Here is a 17848-nt window from a genome sequence, read left to right as displayed (position 1 = left end):
TTGATGTGGGAGTTAATGCTTGTCATGCTTGAGCGACTCGGAATTATTGTGACAGTAGCCTTTTTGATCACGCGCTTTCGTTTTGTTCGGAATATCATTGAACAAAAAAACGTGTCAACGGTTCAACGAGTAAATTTCATGCTGATGTTTGGGATTTTTGGCATCATTGGTACATACACAGGACTCACTATTCACGCGGAGTCTGGCCTATATAGTAGATGGACGGTCTCACTCGGAGAAGGTGAGGCGATTGCTAACGCGAGAGTGATTGGTATTGTCATAGCAGGGCTATTAGGTGGATGGAAAGTAGGAGTGGGGGCAGGGTTTATCGCTGGAGTCCACCGTTATACATTGGGAGGGTTCTCGGCTTTTGCTTGTGGTGTTTCTACTGTATTAGCGGGAATAATTGCTGGCTATTTCTTTAAACGTTTTCGTCATCGACGCATCGTATCTTGGCAAACCGCTTTATTCGTAGGAATGTTAGCTGAGTCGGTGCAAATGCTCATCATCTTACTCATTGCTCAACCTTTTTCTACGGCTTGGTCACTCGTAGCAGAGATTGGTCTACCAATGATTGTAGCTAACGGCATAGGAGCAGCTATTTTCATCTTAATTATTCGCAATGTTATCAGTGTAGAGGAGAGAATGGGGCGTCTTCAAGCAGAGCGATCCTTCCGATTAGCCAATCAAACATTGAAGCATATGAGAAAAGGGTTATCAAAAGATTCAGCTCAGGCCACTTGTTCAATTTTGTATCGAGAAATTGATGTTGCAGCTGTATCGATTACAAACCATACATCTGTCCTAGCGTATGTCGGAGATGGAGAAGACATGCCTTCGAGTCGATTGATAAAAACACCAGCAACAAAAGATGTGCTAAAGACGGGGGAGCTCATGCTTGCGAGTGCGGCTGACATGACAGGTCTAAGCCAATCTGAAACTTTACGCGCAGCAATTATTGCCCCTTTGATTCAACAAAACAAGCCAAGTGGAACATTAAAACTTTACTTTCACTCAGAGAAAGAACGGACACCAACCACGATCGAACTAGCTAAAGGTTTAGCAGAGTTATTAAGTGAACAACTCGAGCTTGCTCATGTAGATGATCAACTGGAATTAGCGAAGCAAGCGGAAATTCAAGCATTGCAAGCCCAAGTGAATCCTCACTTTCTATTTAATGCACTTAACACCATTGTGTCACTTATTCGTACGGACCCGAATAAAGCACGTAAGTTGTTAATTTCATTATCTCGTTTTTTTAGACAAAATTTAACTGGTAGTCAACAAACAGAAGCAACGATTAAAGAAGAGTTGGACCATGTTAAAGCTTATTTGCAAATTGAGGAAGCAAGATTTAGTGATCGTCTCCAAGTAGAGTTTGATGTTGAACCACAAGCAGAGGCTTTTCTCGTGCCACCGATGACGCTTCAACCTCTTGTTGAAAATGCGATGAAACATGGATTAAAAGATAAAGTAGGTCAAAGTTGGTTAAGGATCGGAGTAACAGGAGATCATCAACGGATTCAATTGCAGATCTCTGATAATGGGGTTGGGATGAATGATTATCGTCAGAGAGAATTATTTAAACAACCTGTGAAATCAGAAGTAGGGACTGGAATTGGATTGTTTAATTTAAACAGAAGGCTAGAAATGATGTATCAAGATGAATTCAATCTTAGGGTAGATAGTGTGCCTGGTGAAGGGACAACGTTTACCTTATGCATAAACGCTTTAACAGAAAGAGAGGAAGAGGGATGAGAAAAATAAGAACGGTGATTATTGATGATGAGTTACATAGTCGTGATGAGCTGTGTCATCTCTTGAAGCAACATGAAGATGTTGAGGTCATTGCTATGTGTGAAGAAGCACAATCAGGATTAATGGCTATCATTAATCATGAGCCGGATCTACTCTTTTTAGATATCGATATGCCACAAACGAATGGACTTGAATTAGCGAAATCATTAATGAAGATTAAGAACAAACCAAAAGTGGTTTTTGCTACGGCTCATGCGCACTATGCAGCAAAAGCTTTTCGAGTAGAGGCGATGGATTATTTGTTAAAGCCTTTTGACGAGGACGAATTAAGTGAGACGCTGAAACGATACCGAGAACAAGTGCTAAAGCAATTTCAACACAAGCAGTCCGTGGTGACAAGCAAAGAAAGACTAACGCGCTTAGCAGTGGATGATGAAGAAAGAATCCGATATTTAGATCCTAGAAGTATTCTTTATTTATCAAAAGAGGAGCGGGAAACGGTTATTCGCACACGAGAGCAAATGTATCGAGTTCGAACGCCCTTAAAAGAATTAAAACAAAAGTTAGAAGGCTATCCTTTTTTACAAACGCATAAAAGTTATATTGTAAATCTAGCTGAGATAGAAGGGCTTGTTCCGTGGTTTAATGGGGCGTATCAAATAAAAATGAAAGGAATAAAGGATGAGGTTCCTGCAAGTCGAACTTATGTCAAAGCATTGAGGGAAAAATTAGAATTATAAGCGCTCGATATGTGAACATTCTATGAAAAATCGCATGTTAGGATGTATTTTGTACATGTAGGTAGCTAATTCCTACGCGTTAAACCGCTTTCATAACCTTTGATGTCGAATCTTGCTACAATAAAAGCAAGAAAACGTTAAGGGGTGTGGTTAAAAATGATAACGTTTGCAATATCAATCGTTTTATTAATTATTGGTTATTTCACATATGGAAAATTTGTTGAGAGAGTGTTTGGCGTCAAACCAGATCGACCGACTCCTGCCTATTCCGAACAAGATGGTGTCGATTATGTACCGATGGGAACAAAGCGTAATTCTTTGATTCAGTTATTAAACATTGCTGGAGTTGGTCCGATTTTCGGTCCAATCATGGGGGCTCTTTACGGTCCTGTTGCCTTCTTATGGATTGTACTAGGGGCAATATTCGCTGGGGCAGTTCATGACTACCTTACGGGTATGATCTCCATTCGTAATAAGGGCGCGCATCTTCCAGAACTTGCAGGTAAGTTTTTAGGAAAAGCGATGAAGCATATCGTTAATGCGTTTTCGGTCTTACTTCTATTACTCGTTGGAACAGTTTTTGTAAGTGCACCTGCTTCATTAATTGATAGTTTAGCACCTGGATGGGTAACATTAGGCATGATAATTGCTGCTATCTTTATCTATTATGTTATTGCTACAATGCTACCAATTGATAAGGTGATTGGGCGTGTCTATCCGTTATTAGGGGCTCTACTAGTCATTAGTGCACTAGGTATTGGTGGAAGTTTAATCGTTACAGGGGCACCTATTCCTGAATTAACATTTACGAATATGCATCCAGAAGGATTAATGATCTTTCCGTTATTATTCTTGACCATTTCTTGTGGAGCCTTATCAGGTTTCCATGCTACACAATCACCAATCATTTCACGTACAACGATGCGTGAGAAAAACGGACGTAGTATCTTTTATGGCATGATGATTACAGAAGCCGTTATCGCGATGATTTGGGCGGCAGCAGCAATGAGTTTATTCCACGGAACAGACTTAAGTGCATTACTTGCAGCTGGTGGTCCGGGTGCGGTTGTTACAGAGGTTTCGATTACAATGCTTGGAGCAATTGGGGGAACACTAGCGATTATCGGAGTCATTATTTTACCGATCACATCAGGTGATACAGCTTTCCGGAGTGCACGAATGATTGTTGCTGATTACTTCAAAATTGGTCAAAAGAAAATTAGGAATCGATTCTTTATTGCTTTACCTATGTTTGCGATCTCTATGTATTTAACAACAATAAACTTTGATATTTTGTGGCGTTACTTCTCATGGGCAAATCAATCGACAGCTATGATTGCTTTATGGGTGGGGGCAATGTATCTCATCTTAGCTCATAAGCTACATTGGATTGCGAGTATTCCAGCAGCGTTTATGACGATGGTGACATTCACTTATATTGCCAATGCACAGATTGGCTTTGGATTACCAATGAATGTTTCTTATGCGGTAGCCGCTTTAGGAACAGCGGTTGTTATTACGTTGTTTACGATTAAAGCCAAAAAGCAACTCAGGTCTAACATTGCAATTGATGAAAGACTAGAGGATGATCGTTCGGCAGCATAAAAGTGGAGATAAACTTCATAATAGTCCCCGAAAAAATGCAAGCACCGATTAGGATGTGCTTGCTTTTTTCGTTGCATTTAGCAACGTATAGCTTTATTAGTGTTGAACTAAAGTAGTTGTTCAACTTGTTCGCGTCTTTGCAGCAGTTTCTTTAAGCGCCTTTTATGAGATTCTATTTCCGAGTCATCTTGGTTGAGAAGCGCTTCATGTAATTCCATTAATACATAATCAATTTCAAGGTTCATCATATTAAAAATTGTTTTTGGCTCGAGTGATTTCCCATCATCCTTGTACTGAATCATCGATCCATTTCTATTCATCATCACTTTCTCACTCCCATCAATTTCTATCATTGACTCAATGTCGCCAGCTTGGTAGGACGTAATGTAGAGAGGACCTTCAGTCACTCGTTTCACAATGGCATTCCCACGTTCACGTTGAAGTAATTTTTCAATGGCACTTGCAAGGACATCATCATAAACATGAAGACATTCGGCGGATAGAGTTAGAAAATCAGTGTTGCGTATAAAAGGAAGTTCGTGTACTGAGTCTTCAAGTTCAATCATTAAATAAATCGTCTTAGAATCGTATCGCCAAAACAACGAGTAATGCTGGCTCATCATTCTTTTAATGAATTGATGGAGTGCTGGCTTTGTTAATTCAATGTATACATCTGAAAATTCAACATCCACAAAAGCATCTCTCATTATAGTCCACACTCCTCTTGGGGCTTGCGATAACTAAATTGTAAGGTTGCTACATCATATGTTTCTAAGCAAGAAAAAAGAAGCAATTCGCCTAGTTTTCAGATAATTGGGCGTGGGTAAAAACATAAAAAAACTGATAGGATTCAATCTCCTATCAGTTTAGAATCTAAAGCCATATCGTTTTGAGACAATATCATAAAAACCTAACGAATTGTACAAGGCTTTTGTTGCTTCATTATTAATACCGGTTTCAAGCTCTATCCCTTTTATTTTCTCATTCTCTGCCCAATAAATAATTTGAAGTAGAAGTTTTTTAGCAATCCCTTGATTGCGATGCTCTTTATGAACAAACAAGTCATTCAGCCAAATGTAATGACCACCTTTGTCTATGCTAATGCCCACATTAAAAAAGGCGGCACCAACTAATGTTTCATCTTTTTCGGCAACAAATATATGAGCTTGTGAACCTTCCTTTAAAGCGAGTTTAATAGAAGAAAGTAATTGCTCATAAGGGTTAGGAGCCCATACTGATTCCATTTGTCCCATTAGTAAATCGGCAATACGATGTTGTAATACTTCATCTGCATCTTTTGAAATTTCAAAAACCTTGACCATGTTTCTGCTCCCCCTACACATTTATACGTGTGTGACCATTCTAGCGTAACATAAATAATTCAGGGAGAGTAGTAGATTTGTTTGTTAAATCAATGTGTTCAATAAAAAAAGAGCGTAGGCATATACGCTCTTCTCAACTAGATTATAATCGTTTTTCTATTCAAACTGTCCCATAGATGTAATGTTGTGCAATTGGGATTGCATCTCGCCAAGTTGCTCTTGTTCAGCAGGTGTAGATTGGTGAAAAGCTGAATTTAGTGCGTTTTTTGCACGGCCAATTTCTCTTTGAACAGCTTCACGTTGAATATCAGTTTCAGCAGCCATAGCTAGAAGTTCAGCACGAGCTACTGCCTCACGAGCTTGTTGATAATGCATATTACCCATTAACAATCACCTCGTCTTTGTCTTTTTGATTCGGTGTTTGACTGAGTTTTCAACGTAGCTAATCCTTCTGTTTCATTGGCTGGTTGAACAGCATCTTTGCCTTGTTGAGTAGCACGTTTTGAACGGGAATGTTTACTCATCATCATCGCTCCTTTGGAATTTTACATACAATTGTAATTTGTCCAAAGAAGGCTGACATCATTCATGATCTAAAGATTTAACGCTTCTTCTAAGTAGAGGGCAATCCCATCTTCTTCATTTGTTTTTGTTGTGAAATTGGCTAATTGCTTTAACTCTTTAATGCCATTGCCCATCGCGATTCCTTTCCCTGCATACTCAATCATCTCTAGGTCGTTATCCTCGTCACCGAACGCAATAATACGCTCGCGTGGAATGTCATAGAAGTCTGAAACTTTCTTTAAACCGACCGCTTTATTCATTCCCGCCTTAACGATTTCGATCACATTAAAAGGTGCACCCCATGAACGTTGATCAATCGCTTCTGCATGGGCATCTTTTATGAGGTTGCGTAATTGTTCTTCATTTGTTTCGTTTGGATGAATGAGAATCGCTGTTGGATCATCTTTTAAGATATGGAGAAGGTTCCCGTAATCAACTGGATTCGTCCCTGCTGTAAATGTATCAACAAAGACTTCATCATAATATTGCAAGTAATAATCATCAATCACTTCGACCATAATATTGCTTACATCAAATGCTTCACATGTTTCGATCACATTCTTAGCAGTAGGCAGGTCAAGCGGAGAGTGATGTGTACCAAAGCTTCGATCGTGGGGATGATGAACAAATGCCCCATTAAAATTGACGATCGCAGTATCAAGTTGGAGCTCACGGTAATATTGCATACTTGCCCGATACGGTCGTCCTGTTGAGATAACAACAATGTGTCCAGCTTGCCTTGCTTTATGTATCACCTGTTTTGAACGTTCTGAAATTGTCTTTTTATCCGTTAATAATGTTCCGTCAAGATCAAGTGCAATTAAGTGTCGATTTGTCATGAGTTAGATCTCCTTATTTGTAATGAAAATAGGTAACAAAATGTCCTTATTCCGCCAAAAAAATCACTGTTATTTTATGATATAGTATTCATGTAGTCTATAACAGATACACATCAATATCTCCACAAGGGAGGCAAACAGCAGTATGGAAGTCTTATTTGAAAACTTTAGTTTTCGTGCGTTATGGACACCAGAATTAATCATTATTCTTTTAGTCTTGGCGGCGGTTTACCTTTATATGACATCAACTGGACGTGTTCACTTTAAAAAGTCAGATCCTGTCCCTTTGAAGAAAAAGATTTATTTTATGTTAGGTCTAGGTGCGCTTTATATTGGTTGGGGAAGTCCACTGTATGTAGCGGGTCACATTATGATAACTTTCCATATGACACAGATGGTTTTTGCCTATTTTGTGGCCACACCACTGTTATTACTCGGAACACCGACATGGGTATTTACAACACTCATTGATAAATGTAAGCAGACATTGATTGGCCGTGTTGGAAAGTTTGTATGGAGTCCGATTGTGGCTTTATTCCTATTCAATGGTTTGTTTTCATTGTATCATGTCCCATTTATGTTTGACACGCTTATGCAATCTGAACTTCTGCATAGTGGGTATCAGCAGTTATTGTTCTTTGCATCCGTTTTAATGTGGTGGCATATGCTTGCACCTGTGCCGTCTACTTCTCAGTTATCCGATTTGAGACGAATTGGCTATATTTTTGCCAATGGGATCTTAATTACTCCAGCTTGTGCATTAATAATCTTTGCCCCTGAGCCACTATACCAAACGTATACTGACCCAGCGATTTGGGCTTCGGTTATGGCTTATTGCCTTCCTGCTGGTGCGAGTGTGCCAATGTCTGTTTTTAGTGGGCCTGATTCCTTTGCCTTTCTTGAAACACGAATGGATCAACAACTAGCAGGAGTACTCATGAAAATTATGCAAGAAATTACGTACGGATTTACGATTGGTTATGTATTTAAACAGTGGTTAAAAAAAGAAAAGCAACAGGACGGGGAGTTAACAATTAGCGATATTCCTGTTATGAAATCGTAAGGGAAAGAGGAGTAACTCGATGAAGAAATGGATTGTGCTACTTGTAAGTATGTTTGTTTTATCAGGCTGCGGTTGGTTATATGGTGTAGGAGAGAGTTCCGATTATGATATATCAGCGGCTGATCTGTTTGTTCCTGATTTCGAGTTTGTAAACCAAGATTCACAAGCTTTTGGATCTGATGAATTAGAAGGTAGCTACTGGTTAGCGAATATGATCTTTACTCAATGTCCCTCTGTATGTCCAACGATGACCCCGAATATGAGAAGTTTGCATAACGCGATGATTGAAGAAGGGGATGAGATGAAATTTATTTCGTTTACAGTGGACCCAAAACAAGACACCCCAGAAGTCCTTCACTCATATGGTTCGAATGTTGGGGCCGATTTTAATTATTGGCACTTCCTTACAGGGTATGAACAAGAGGAAATGATCGAATTTGCGAAAGAAGCATTTGCGACAACTGTTCTACCAGTCGAAGAGGAAGATGACATCATGCACAGCACACGTTTTTATTTAGTAGACCCAGAAGGACAAGTCGTGAGGCAGTATGATGGGTTAAAAAGTGATCAAACAGACATTTTAGCTGACTTAAAGTCGGCGGTTCAATAAGACAGATTCGTTGACCTTTTTGGAATCATTTTCTACACTTACTATTAGAGGCGTTTGAAACGAGGTGACTATACATGCAGAGATTACTTAATCAAAAGCTATTTTATCTATTCCTTAGTGCGATCGCGATGCTTGTTGTGCTATCAGCATGTGGTTCAAATGATCAAGATGAACCGACGGGGGAAGTTAGTTTAGTAAATGAAGAAAACGAAACCGTTACACTATCCAACAAAGATCGAGCAACAATTTTATTCCATTTCACTGAGGTTGGTTGAGGACTTTGCCAACAGCAACTGGTCCAGTTGCAGGAGAACCTTCATTTATTTGAAGAGATAGATGCTGATATTTATGCGATTAGTGTCGATACGCCAGATAATCATAAACGATTAAAAGAAGCAGGGGCATTTACGTATTCATTTTTAACTGATTCAGAATTTAACGTGCTAGATCAAGTGAACATGAAAAATGACGAAATGTCTTATCGTGGTGTTAGTATTTTAGATGAAAACGGTACGTACGTGTATCATGAGATCAATGATTTATGGGGTGATCAAATCGATCAAACCGTAGAAAGAATTATCGAGAAAATGGAAGAATAGGCATCATGTAAACGCGACAATTTGTCGCGTTTATTTTTGTGCAAACAAAGATAGAATAGTGAATTATTAGATAATTATAAAATAAAATAAAAATACAGTTGAATTTATTTTTATTCATATTTATAATGGGTAACAAGATAAAAAAATGAATGCGAAACGGAGAGAGTTGATCGTGAAGGTAGGAATTATTGGTGCAAGTGGATACGGAGGAGCAGATTTGTTGCGGTTATTATGGCAACACCCTTATAAAAGTGAATTGAAGGTATATACGTCTTCTCAACAAGGCATGCATATTCATGAATCATATCCTCATCTGTCGACGATTTTTGAACAGCCATTAGAAGATGTAAATGTCGCACAGATTGTTAAAGAAGTGGACGTTGTATTTCTTGCGACCCCTCCTGGTGTATCAAGTGCATTATCAGAGGACCTTGCGCGCGGTGGTGTGCAAATTATTGATTTATCAGGAGACTTAAGGCTTACTGACCCCACAGCGTATGAAGCTTGGTATAAACGTAAAGCCGCTCCTATCGAACTGATCAATCAAGCACAATATGGATTAACTGAATGGAACCGTGAGGCGATTGCCGAAGCTTCTATCATTGCCAATCCTGGATGTTTTCCGACCGCAATTTTACTAGGGTTAGCCCCCTTAGTGAAAGCAGGTATCATTGATCTAGAATCAATCATCATTGATGCAAAATCAGGAACGTCCGGAGCTGGCAGAACGCCTAGTGCGATCACTCACTTTAGTGAAATGAACGAAAACTTTAAAGCGTATCAAGTGAATACACATAAACATGTGCCAGAGATTGAGCAAGTATTAAATGAGTGGACGGATGAGAAGAGCCCCGTTACGTTTCAGCCACATTTAGTTCCAATGGTCCGTGGGATTATGGCAACGATTTATGCAAAGGCTAATCAAACAATGACAGAAGAACAGCTACGCGAACTCTATGAAAATAAATACAAAGATTGCTATTTTGTACGAGTGAGACCTATTGGTTCCTATCCAGCTACGAAAGAAGTGTATGGGAGCAACTTCTGTGATATTGGGGTGACTTACGATGAGCGCACAGGAAGGATCACAGTGGTTTCAGTCATTGACAATGTAGTAAAAGGAGCTTCAGGTCAAGCGATACAAAACTGGAATGTGATGAATGGGTGGGAAGAATCAACAGGACTTAAGTTTGTACCAGTTTATCCGTAGGAAGGGGTGGAACAGATGAGTACGATAAGTCAGACATTATCTATTACGAAAGTAAAAGGAGGAAGTATTACCAGTCCAACAGGTTTTCAGGCAATTGGTATTCACACGGGGGTGAAACGGAAACGAAATGATTTAGGCGCGATTTTATGTGATGTTCCTGCAAGTGCGGCAGCTGTTTATACATTAAATAAAATGCAGGCTCCACCTTTGAAGGTAACGCAGGAAAGCATTGAAAAAGAAGGTAAAATTCAAGCGCTTGTTGTCAACAGCGGAAATGCCAATGCTTGTACTGGTAAAAAAGGGTTGATGGATGCGTATGAAATGCGTCGACTCTCAGCGCTTCAGTTCGACATAGCTGAACATCATGTTGCTATCACATCAACAGGGGTCATAGGGGAATTTTTACAAATGGATAAAATTTCGAGTGGCATTGAAAGACTCGAACTCGATTCAATGCTTGACGGAGCTAGTTCATTTAATCAAGCGATTATGACAACAGATACAATGCAAAAGCATACGTGTTATGAAGCAATCGTTGATGGTGAAAAAATAACGATTGGTGGAGTAGCGAAAGGATCGGGAATGATCCATCCCAATATGGCTACGATGCTATCTTTTGTGACAACAGATGCTAGAATTGAACCAAATATTTTGCAAGCGGCATTATCATCGATTACGAATAAAACATTTAATCAGATTACAGTTGATGGTGACACCTCAACAAATGATATGGTTGTCGTGATGGCTTCAGGCTTAGCCGAACATGACCTATTGACACCAGAGCATCCAGATTGGGATATTTTTTATCAAGCCTTAACGTTAGCGTGTGAAGACCTTGCGAAAGCGATCGCTCGTGATGGAGAGGGTGCGAGTAAGTTAATTGAAGTTCAAGTAAGAGGGGCTAAGAATGATCAAGAGGCGGGGATGGTTGCTAAGCAAATTGTCGGATCTGATCTTGTGAAATCGGCAGTTTATGGGACAGATGCCAACTGGGGACGAATTATTTGTGCGATTGGATATAGTGAATGTCTTGTGGACCCTGAGGAAATTGATATAGCGATTGGACCAATTCAAACGCTAACATCGAGTAGTCCATTACCTTTCTCGGAAGAAGAAGCAACGAATTATATGAAAAACAATGACACAGTCGTTATATCTGTGGACCTTCATGTAGGAACGGGGAGTGGTCGTGCATGGGGATGCGATCTCACTTATGATTATGTCCGAATTAATGCGGGGTACCGCACGTAAGGAGGGTGCATTTTGAAAGAGATAATCGTCATAAAATGCGGAGGTAGTACATTAAACGAACTTTCACCAGCCTTTTACGAGGCGATGGTCGAGCTTTGGAAACTAGGAAAATATGTTGTTCTTGTTCACGGGGGTGGGCCACATATTAACCAAGTTCTCCACCAATTAAAAGTGGAATCAACGTTTATAAATGGTCTACGTAAAACAACAAAAGAGGTACTAGAAACGGTTGAAATGGTGCTGTGTGGAAAGGTAAATAAGCAGCTAGTGACATCGATTCAATTAGCAGGTGCAAAAGCGATTGGTCTATCAGGATGCGATGGTAACTTACTCATGGCCAAACCGATTGACCTATCTAAGTTAGGGTTTGTCGGAGAGCCAGTAAAAGTGAATGATCATTTACTACACACATTACTGCAAGCTGGATATATGCCTATTATCGCATCGATCGCAACAAGCGTAGAAGGTCAGCATTACAATGTCAATGCGGATCATGCAGCGGCAGCAGTGGCAAATTCGCTTGGGGCAAGTCAACTAGTCTTCGTCACTGATGTAGATGGTATTTTAAAAGATGGTGAACCTGTGAAAGTAATATCAAAAGAACAGATCGATACATGGTTAGTGGATGGAACCATTCATGGCGGAATGATTCCAAAGGTGACAGCCGCACTAAAAAGCTTAACTGGACAAATGGAGACAGTGGTCATAATGAACGGAAAAAGTAATATGTTGTTTGCAAATGGGGAAATGCTCGGAACGAAAATTGTTGCAACAACAAAACGGTTCAACAGTAAAGTTGTCCAAGGAGGAAGAGTATGAGTGCATTATTTCCTACATATGCAAGATGGGAGATCGAACCAATAAAAGGAGAAGGAGCTGTTCTAATTGATCGATCTGGAAAAGAGTATTTAGATTTTATAGCCGGAATCGCTGTATGCAATCTCGGTCATTGTCATCCTGCTGTCAATGAAGCGGTGAAAGAGCAAGTCGATAAACTTTGGCATGTTTCCAATCTCTTTCATATTGAAGCTCAGGAAAAAGTAGCAAAGATTTTAACGGAGCATAGTGTGTGCGATCATGCTTTCTTCTGTAACAGTGGAGCTGAAGCGAACGAAGCAGCCATTAAGCTAGCAAGAAAAGCAACGGGAAAACATAAGATAATTTCTTTTCAACAATCTTTTCATGGTCGAACACTAGGAAGTATGTCTGCAACGGGTCAAAAGAAAGTGCATGAGGGATTCGGACCTCTTTTAGCGGAGTTCTCGTACTTACCTTTTAATGATGTAGAGGCGTTGAAGGAGGCAGTCACATCCGATGTAGCAGCGATTATGGTCGAAGTCATCCAAGGTGAGGGTGGAGTGAAACCAATGACAGATGCTTTCGCCTATGAATTACAACGCTTATGTGATGAGTATAACTGTCTATTAATTGTTGATGAGGTGCAAACTGGGATCGGGCGAACAGGCACAAAGTTTGCCTATGAGCATTACGGATTATCCCCAGATATTATTACACTAGCTAAAGGACTTGGCAACGGTTTTCCGGTAGGGGCAATGCTCGGGAAGAAGGAATTAGCGGCGTATTTTCAACCAGGTAGCCATGGATCAACTTTTGGAGGTAATCCGTTAGCAATGGCGGCTGTTCTTGCCGTTCTGACAGAGATTTTCGAAACAAACCTCTTACAAGATGTTCAAAATAAAGGCGATTGGTTCATCAAACAGTTGAGTCAGTTCGCAAACGAAGTAGATGAGATCATCGAAGTACGTGGAATGGGATTGATGATCGGAATAGAGTGTAAGCATGAAGTCGCACCAATTCTCTCTACATTACGAAATGCAGGATTGCTAGTTCTTTCTGCGGGGCCGACTGTCATTAGACTGTTACCACCACTCATTGTCTCAGATCATCAGTTAGAAAAAGCTTTTCTGATGATAAAGAATGTTTTTGAAAAGAAAAAAGTAGCGATGTAAAAGAGTCAGGGAAGGGTCTTTTTTTAAACACACAAATGCATAAAAATACTATAACTAGAATAATAATTCGTTTTGAATGGAGGGATCTCATGAGAGGGTACATCGTACTTGAAACCGGTGAGATTTTTGAGGGAGAACTGAGAGGGAAACAAAAACAAGTGTATGGAGAGATCGTATTTTTTACTGGGATGACAGGTTATCAGGAGGTTATGACCGACCCATCATTTAAAGGACAAATGGTTGTGTTTACGTATCCGTTAATAGGAAATTACGGTGTGAATTTAACAGATAACGAGAGTTCTTTTTCTAAAGTTTCAGCCCTAATTGTTCATCAATTGAGTGAAGATGGCTATCATTATGATAAGTCAGAATCACTGAGTGAGTCGTGCGAAAATAACGACATTCCTCTTTTATCAGGGGTAGATACGAGAGCGATTGTGAAGCGTATTCGAGAAAAAGGAGACATGAGAGCTGTGCTAACGACTGAGCCAGAACTTGTTGATTTTAACGAGGTCCCTGCATTAGCAGATGAAGATGTTGTATCTGAGGTCTCTGTTGATGAGCCTCTCACATTTGAAGGATCTGGGCCCCATGTAGCACTATTGGATTTTGGCTACAAAAAGTCGATCGTCGACCAGTTACTTGAACAAGGATGTCAAGTAACGGTCATGCCTTATCATTCAACGTTGGAAGAGATTCACGCACTAAAGCCGGATGGACTCCTGTTATCGAATGGGCCTGGAAACCCCAAAAAACTAGTGCATCTTTTGCCGATGATTAAAGAGTTATCGATGGCCTACCCGACACTTGGGATTTGTCTAGGGCACCAACTGTTAGCTCTAGCTTACGGAGCAGATACTGAAAAATTACGCTTTGGTCATCGTGGGTCCAATCAGCCTGTGCTTGAGTCGACGACAAATAAGGTGTACATGACATCTCAAAATCATAGTTATGTCGTCTGTGAAGAGTCATTAGAACTTACGGGATTTAAGCCGGCCTTTAAAAATATCAATGATGGATCAATAGAGGGTCTCATGCATGTGGATTTACCGATTATGACGTTACAGTTTCATCCAGAAGCACATCCTGGTCCGAGTGATAGTGCTCATTTTTTCAATGATTTTATGGAGTTGGTAGAGAAGAAGGAGAGAGTGACATATGCCTAAACACGAACATATTCAATCAGTCCTAGTCATTGGTTCAGGTCCAATCGTTATTGGTCAAGCAGCCGAGTTTGATTATGCAGGAACTCAAGCTTGTCTTGCATTAAAAGAAGAAGGGATCAAAGTCATCTTAGTGAACAATAACCCAGCAACAGTGATGACGGATGAATCATGTGCAGATGTGGTCTATTTTGAACCTTTGACCGTAGAAAGTGTAGAGCGGATCATTAAAAAAGAGCAGCCGGATGGACTCCTCGCTACATTAGGAGGGCAAACAGGGTTAAATTTGGCACTAGCTCTTAATGACCAAGGAATTTTAGCGGCTTGTGGGGTGGAATTGCTTGGGACTCCGATTGAATCAATCAAAAAAGGCGAAGATCGGGAAGCGTTCCGCGCGCTGATGAATGAATTAGCTGAGCCTGTCCCAGATAGTGACATTGTTCAAACGATTGATGGAGCGGTTCAATTCGCTGAAAAAGTAGGGTACCCGATTATTGTGCGTCCAGCCTATACATTAGGTGGTGCTGGTGGAGGCATTGCAGAAACGAAAACAGAGTTAATGACAATTGTAAAAGGGGGGCTAGCTCAGAGTCCGATTAGTCAATGTCTTATTGAGAAAAGCATAGCTGGGTTTAAAGAAATTGAATATGAAGTCATGCGTGATGAGAATGATACGTGCATCACAATATGTAACATGGAAAACATTGATCCTGTAGGCATTCACACGGGCGATTCCATCGTCGTTGCACCATCGCAGACGTTAACAGATGTGGAGTATCAAATGCTTCGTTCAGTTTCTATAAAAATCATACGGGCATTAGGTATTGTCGGTGGATGCAATATTCAATTTGCATTAGATCCAAAGAGCAAAACTTATTACTTAATTGAAGTCAATCCTCGTGTAAGCAGGTCTTCAGCTCTTGCATCAAAAGCAACAGGATATCCAATCGCTCGTATCGCTGCCAAACTTAGCATGGGCTATCTTTTGCATGAATTGATTAATCCAGTGACAGGCCATACATATGCAAGTTTCGAGCCTGCTCTTGACTATGTCGTTGTAAAGTTTCCACGTTGGCCATTCGATAAGCTTGTCCACGCTGACCGTACTCTTGGAACTCAAATGAAAGCGACGGGGGAAGTGATGGCGATTGAACGGAACATCGAAGCAGCGATCCAAAAAGCGGTTCGTTCCCTTGAAATAAAAGTCGATGGACTACGACTGCTTAGCTTAGAGGGTTGGCGAGAAACCGAACTGTGGGACCTTGTTGTTCGTGCTGATGATCGTCGTTTTTTCGCCATCATGGAACTCATGCGACGTGGGACAGCGCTTAAATTGATCCATGATCAGACACAGATCAATCAGTACTTCTTACATGCATTTCATAAGCTTGTCACATTGGAACAAGAGATCACAAGCGAGCGTCTGAATTCCGTTACAATTGAAAAATTAACAACATACAAGGTGTATGGATTCCAAGATCACTGGTTAGCGAAAGAATGGAATGTTTCAGAGAATCTGGTGAAAGACAAACGGATACAGTTAGGCATTCTACCTCGCTATAAAATGGTCGATACCTGTGCTGGTGAATTCACTGCAGCTACTTCATACTACTATTCAAGTTGGAGCGGTGAATCGGATGTTGAAGTATCAACAGATAAAAAGAAGATTGTCATTTTAGGGTCTGGACCGATAAGGATTGGTCAAGGCATCGAGTTTGATTATTGTTCGGTTCATGGGGCAATAAGTCTACACAAACTTGGCTATGAGGCGATTATTATTAATAATAATCCTGAAACAGTGAGCACTGATTACGCAACAGCGGATCGTTTATACTTTGAACCATTAACGGTCGAAGACGTGGTAAACATTATTGAGCTTGAACAGCCTGAGGGAGTTGTTGTGGGGCTTGGAGGTCAAACGGCGATCTCATTAGTTAAAGGTCTCGAACAAGCAGGCATTCACATTTTTGGCACATCTACAGAAACGATTGATTTATTAGAAGATCGTGGCCAGTTTTATCAGTTTATGAATGAGATAGAGGTACCACATATTCCAGGTGTAACAGTTATGAATATTGAAGAGGCACAACAAAAAGCGTTAGACATTGGTTTCCCTGTTCTTATTAGGCCATCTTATGTGATTGGTGGGCAAGGGATGGTCGTCGCAAATTCAACTGAGGAGTTAAGTGAATTGTTTGAATTGACTCATCATCTAACGTTCCCACTTTTAATTGATGCTTATTATCCAGGCGTCGAGCTAGAAGTTGATGTGTTGACAGATGGTGAGAATGTCTATATCGCAGGGTTATTTGAACAAATTGAAAAAGCAGGAGTCCATTCAGGAGATAGTTTAGCGGTCACTCCGCCCTATTCGATATCGGACCAGATCAAGAAACAAGTTCTCTACTACACAGAGAAAATGGCAAGAGGAATGGATCTTCGTGGTCTGTTTAATGTACAATTTGTGTTTTATAAAGAAGAGCTATATGTCATTGAAGTCAATCCAAGAGCATCTAGAACCGTTCCGATTTTAAGTAAAATAAATGGTGAACCACTGATTGATTACACGGTGAGATTGTTACTGGGTCAGTCACTTCCTGCTCTTATAGGTAAGACAGGATATGCACCTACACCTTCATTTTATACCGTGAAAGCACCTGTTTTTTCGTATCAGAAACTTCCAGGCGTTGATCCGATTTTAGAGGCAGAAATGAAATCAACAGGTGAGTTGATCAGTATAAGTTCTTCCATTGCTGAAGCATTTAGTAAGGCATTTGCTTCCGTTGACCAACGGTTTACATCATCAAACACATCGGCTGGAACCGTCTATCTTGATATTGATTCAACGTATCACACTGCATGCATTCCTTATAAAAAGCAACTAGTAGACGCTGGCTTTCAGGTCGTTGAGAATGATTTTGACACTTGGGTAGAGACAGCTGACGCAGCCCTCCTTGTCAGTATTCCAAAGCGTGGATTTAAAAACGGAAAAAAGAAGAGAATTGAAGCTCTAAAACAACGGATTACAGTTATGACAGAACTAACAACATTAGAAGCAATGCTAAAAGGAAAACAATGTACAACGAACCAATTGTTATCTATTGAGGAGTGGAGAAAGCAAGCTAAGCTACTCGTTTAAAAAAATTTGGAAGTA

18 protein-coding genes are annotated in these 17848 nt (G+C 40.3%); 13 read left to right on the top strand and 5 right to left on the bottom strand.

Annotation, left to right across the window (positions count from 1 at the left end; all coding sequences use genetic code 11):
* The first annotated feature begins 3 nt into the window (after positions 1-3).
* From CDZ88_RS10810 to CDZ88_RS10800, 3 genes are all read left to right on the top strand, one after another.
* A complete protein-coding gene (locus CDZ88_RS10810) occupies positions 4-1758 on the top strand; it encodes a sensor histidine kinase (protein WP_100373548.1) in 1755 nt (584 codons plus the stop codon).
* Positions 1755-2498, top strand: coding sequence for a LytR/AlgR family response regulator transcription factor (locus CDZ88_RS10805; protein WP_198507847.1), 744 nt, complete (start codon positions 1755-1757; stop codon positions 2496-2498). Before CDZ88_RS10810 ends, CDZ88_RS10805 begins: the two co-directional genes overlap by 4 nt.
* Positions 2499-2654: 156 nt before the next feature.
* Positions 2655-4103, top strand: coding sequence for a carbon starvation CstA family protein (locus CDZ88_RS10800; RefSeq protein WP_100373546.1), 1449 nt, complete (start codon positions 2655-2657; stop codon positions 4101-4103).
* A 107-nt stretch (positions 4104-4210) separates the two neighbouring features.
* On the opposite strand, the gene CDZ88_RS10795 is transcribed toward CDZ88_RS10800, so the two are convergent.
* The 5 genes from CDZ88_RS10795 to CDZ88_RS10780 all read right to left on the bottom strand — a co-directional run bounded on the left by CDZ88_RS10795 (position 4211) and on the right by CDZ88_RS10780 (position 6828).
* Complete coding sequence (locus CDZ88_RS10795; protein ID WP_100373545.1) at positions 4211-4810, bottom strand: hypothetical protein; 600 nt, start codon at positions 4808-4810, stop codon at positions 4211-4213.
* A gap of 159 nt (positions 4811-4969) precedes the next feature.
* Complete coding sequence (locus CDZ88_RS10790; RefSeq protein WP_100373544.1) at positions 4970-5425, bottom strand: GNAT family N-acetyltransferase; 456 nt, start codon at positions 5423-5425, stop codon at positions 4970-4972.
* 156 nt (positions 5426-5581) lie between these two features.
* Positions 5582-5809, bottom strand: coding sequence for a DUF3813 domain-containing protein (locus tag CDZ88_RS10785; protein ID WP_100373543.1), 228 nt, complete (start codon positions 5807-5809; stop codon positions 5582-5584).
* Positions 5809-5949 (bottom strand): hypothetical protein, encoded by a 141-nt coding sequence (locus CDZ88_RS17445; RefSeq protein WP_157796535.1) that lies wholly within the window; start codon positions 5947-5949, stop codon positions 5809-5811. The genes CDZ88_RS10785 and CDZ88_RS17445 overlap by 1 nt, the downstream gene beginning before the upstream one ends.
* 69 nt (positions 5950-6018) lie before the next feature.
* Positions 6019-6828 (bottom strand): Cof-type HAD-IIB family hydrolase, encoded by an 810-nt coding sequence (locus CDZ88_RS10780; RefSeq protein ID WP_100373542.1) that lies wholly within the window; start codon positions 6826-6828, stop codon positions 6019-6021.
* Between the two features lie 145 nt (positions 6829-6973).
* Here CDZ88_RS10780 and ctaG point away from each other — a divergent pair, with 145 nt between their 5' ends.
* The 10 genes from ctaG (at position 6974) to CDZ88_RS10730 (ending at position 17833) form a co-directional block, all read left to right on the top strand.
* Positions 6974-7891 carry a cytochrome c oxidase assembly factor CtaG gene (gene ctaG, locus CDZ88_RS10775; RefSeq protein ID WP_100373541.1) on the top strand — a complete coding sequence of 306 codons (918 nt, stop codon included), beginning with the start codon at positions 6974-6976 and terminating at the stop codon, positions 7889-7891.
* A 19-nt stretch (positions 7892-7910) separates the two neighbouring features.
* Entirely contained in the window at positions 7911-8501 is a 591-nt protein-coding gene (locus tag CDZ88_RS10770) for an SCO family protein (protein WP_100373540.1), read from the top strand.
* 74 nt (positions 8502-8575) lie between these two features.
* Complete coding sequence (locus tag CDZ88_RS10765) at positions 8576-8776, top strand: hypothetical protein (protein WP_100373539.1); 201 nt, start codon at positions 8576-8578, stop codon at positions 8774-8776.
* A gap of 18 nt (positions 8777-8794) precedes the next feature.
* Positions 8795-9100 (top strand): redoxin domain-containing protein, encoded by a 306-nt coding sequence (locus tag CDZ88_RS10760; protein WP_100373538.1) that lies wholly within the window; start codon positions 8795-8797, stop codon positions 9098-9100.
* Between the two features lie 172 nt (positions 9101-9272).
* Positions 9273-10310 carry an N-acetyl-gamma-glutamyl-phosphate reductase gene (argC, locus tag CDZ88_RS10755; protein WP_100373537.1) on the top strand — a complete coding sequence of 346 codons (1038 nt, stop codon included), beginning with the start codon at positions 9273-9275 and terminating at the stop codon, positions 10308-10310.
* Positions 10311-10325: 15 nt separating this feature from the next.
* Positions 10326-11561 (top strand): bifunctional glutamate N-acetyltransferase/amino-acid acetyltransferase ArgJ, encoded by a 1236-nt coding sequence (gene argJ / locus CDZ88_RS10750; protein ID WP_100373536.1) that lies wholly within the window; start codon positions 10326-10328, stop codon positions 11559-11561.
* A 12-nt stretch (positions 11562-11573) separates the two neighbouring features.
* Positions 11574-12380 carry an acetylglutamate kinase gene (argB, locus tag CDZ88_RS10745; protein ID WP_442857097.1) on the top strand — a complete coding sequence of 269 codons (807 nt, stop codon included), beginning with the start codon at positions 11574-11576 and terminating at the stop codon, positions 12378-12380.
* The gene (locus CDZ88_RS10740) at positions 12377-13531 is read left to right on the top strand and encodes an acetylornithine transaminase (protein ID WP_100373535.1); all 1155 of its coding nucleotides are present in this window, start codon (positions 12377-12379) and stop codon (positions 13529-13531) included. The genes argB and CDZ88_RS10740 overlap by 4 nt, the downstream gene beginning before the upstream one ends.
* A gap of 89 nt (positions 13532-13620) precedes the next feature.
* The gene (locus tag CDZ88_RS10735) at positions 13621-14697 is read left to right on the top strand and encodes a carbamoyl phosphate synthase small subunit (RefSeq protein ID WP_100373534.1); all 1077 of its coding nucleotides are present in this window, start codon (positions 13621-13623) and stop codon (positions 14695-14697) included.
* On the top strand, positions 14690-17833 hold the full coding sequence (locus CDZ88_RS10730) for a carbamoyl phosphate synthase large subunit (RefSeq protein WP_100373533.1): 3144 nt from the start codon (positions 14690-14692) through the stop codon (positions 17831-17833). The genes CDZ88_RS10735 and CDZ88_RS10730 overlap by 8 nt, the downstream gene beginning before the upstream one ends.
* Positions 17834-17848: the final 15 nt, after the last annotated feature.

Source organism: Bacillus sp. FJAT-45037 (assembly GCF_002797325.1).
In the GTDB taxonomy this organism is placed as follows: Bacteria; Bacillota; Bacilli; order Bacillales; family Bacillaceae_D; genus Alkalihalophilus.
This window is presented reverse-complemented; position numbering and strand designations above follow the sequence as displayed.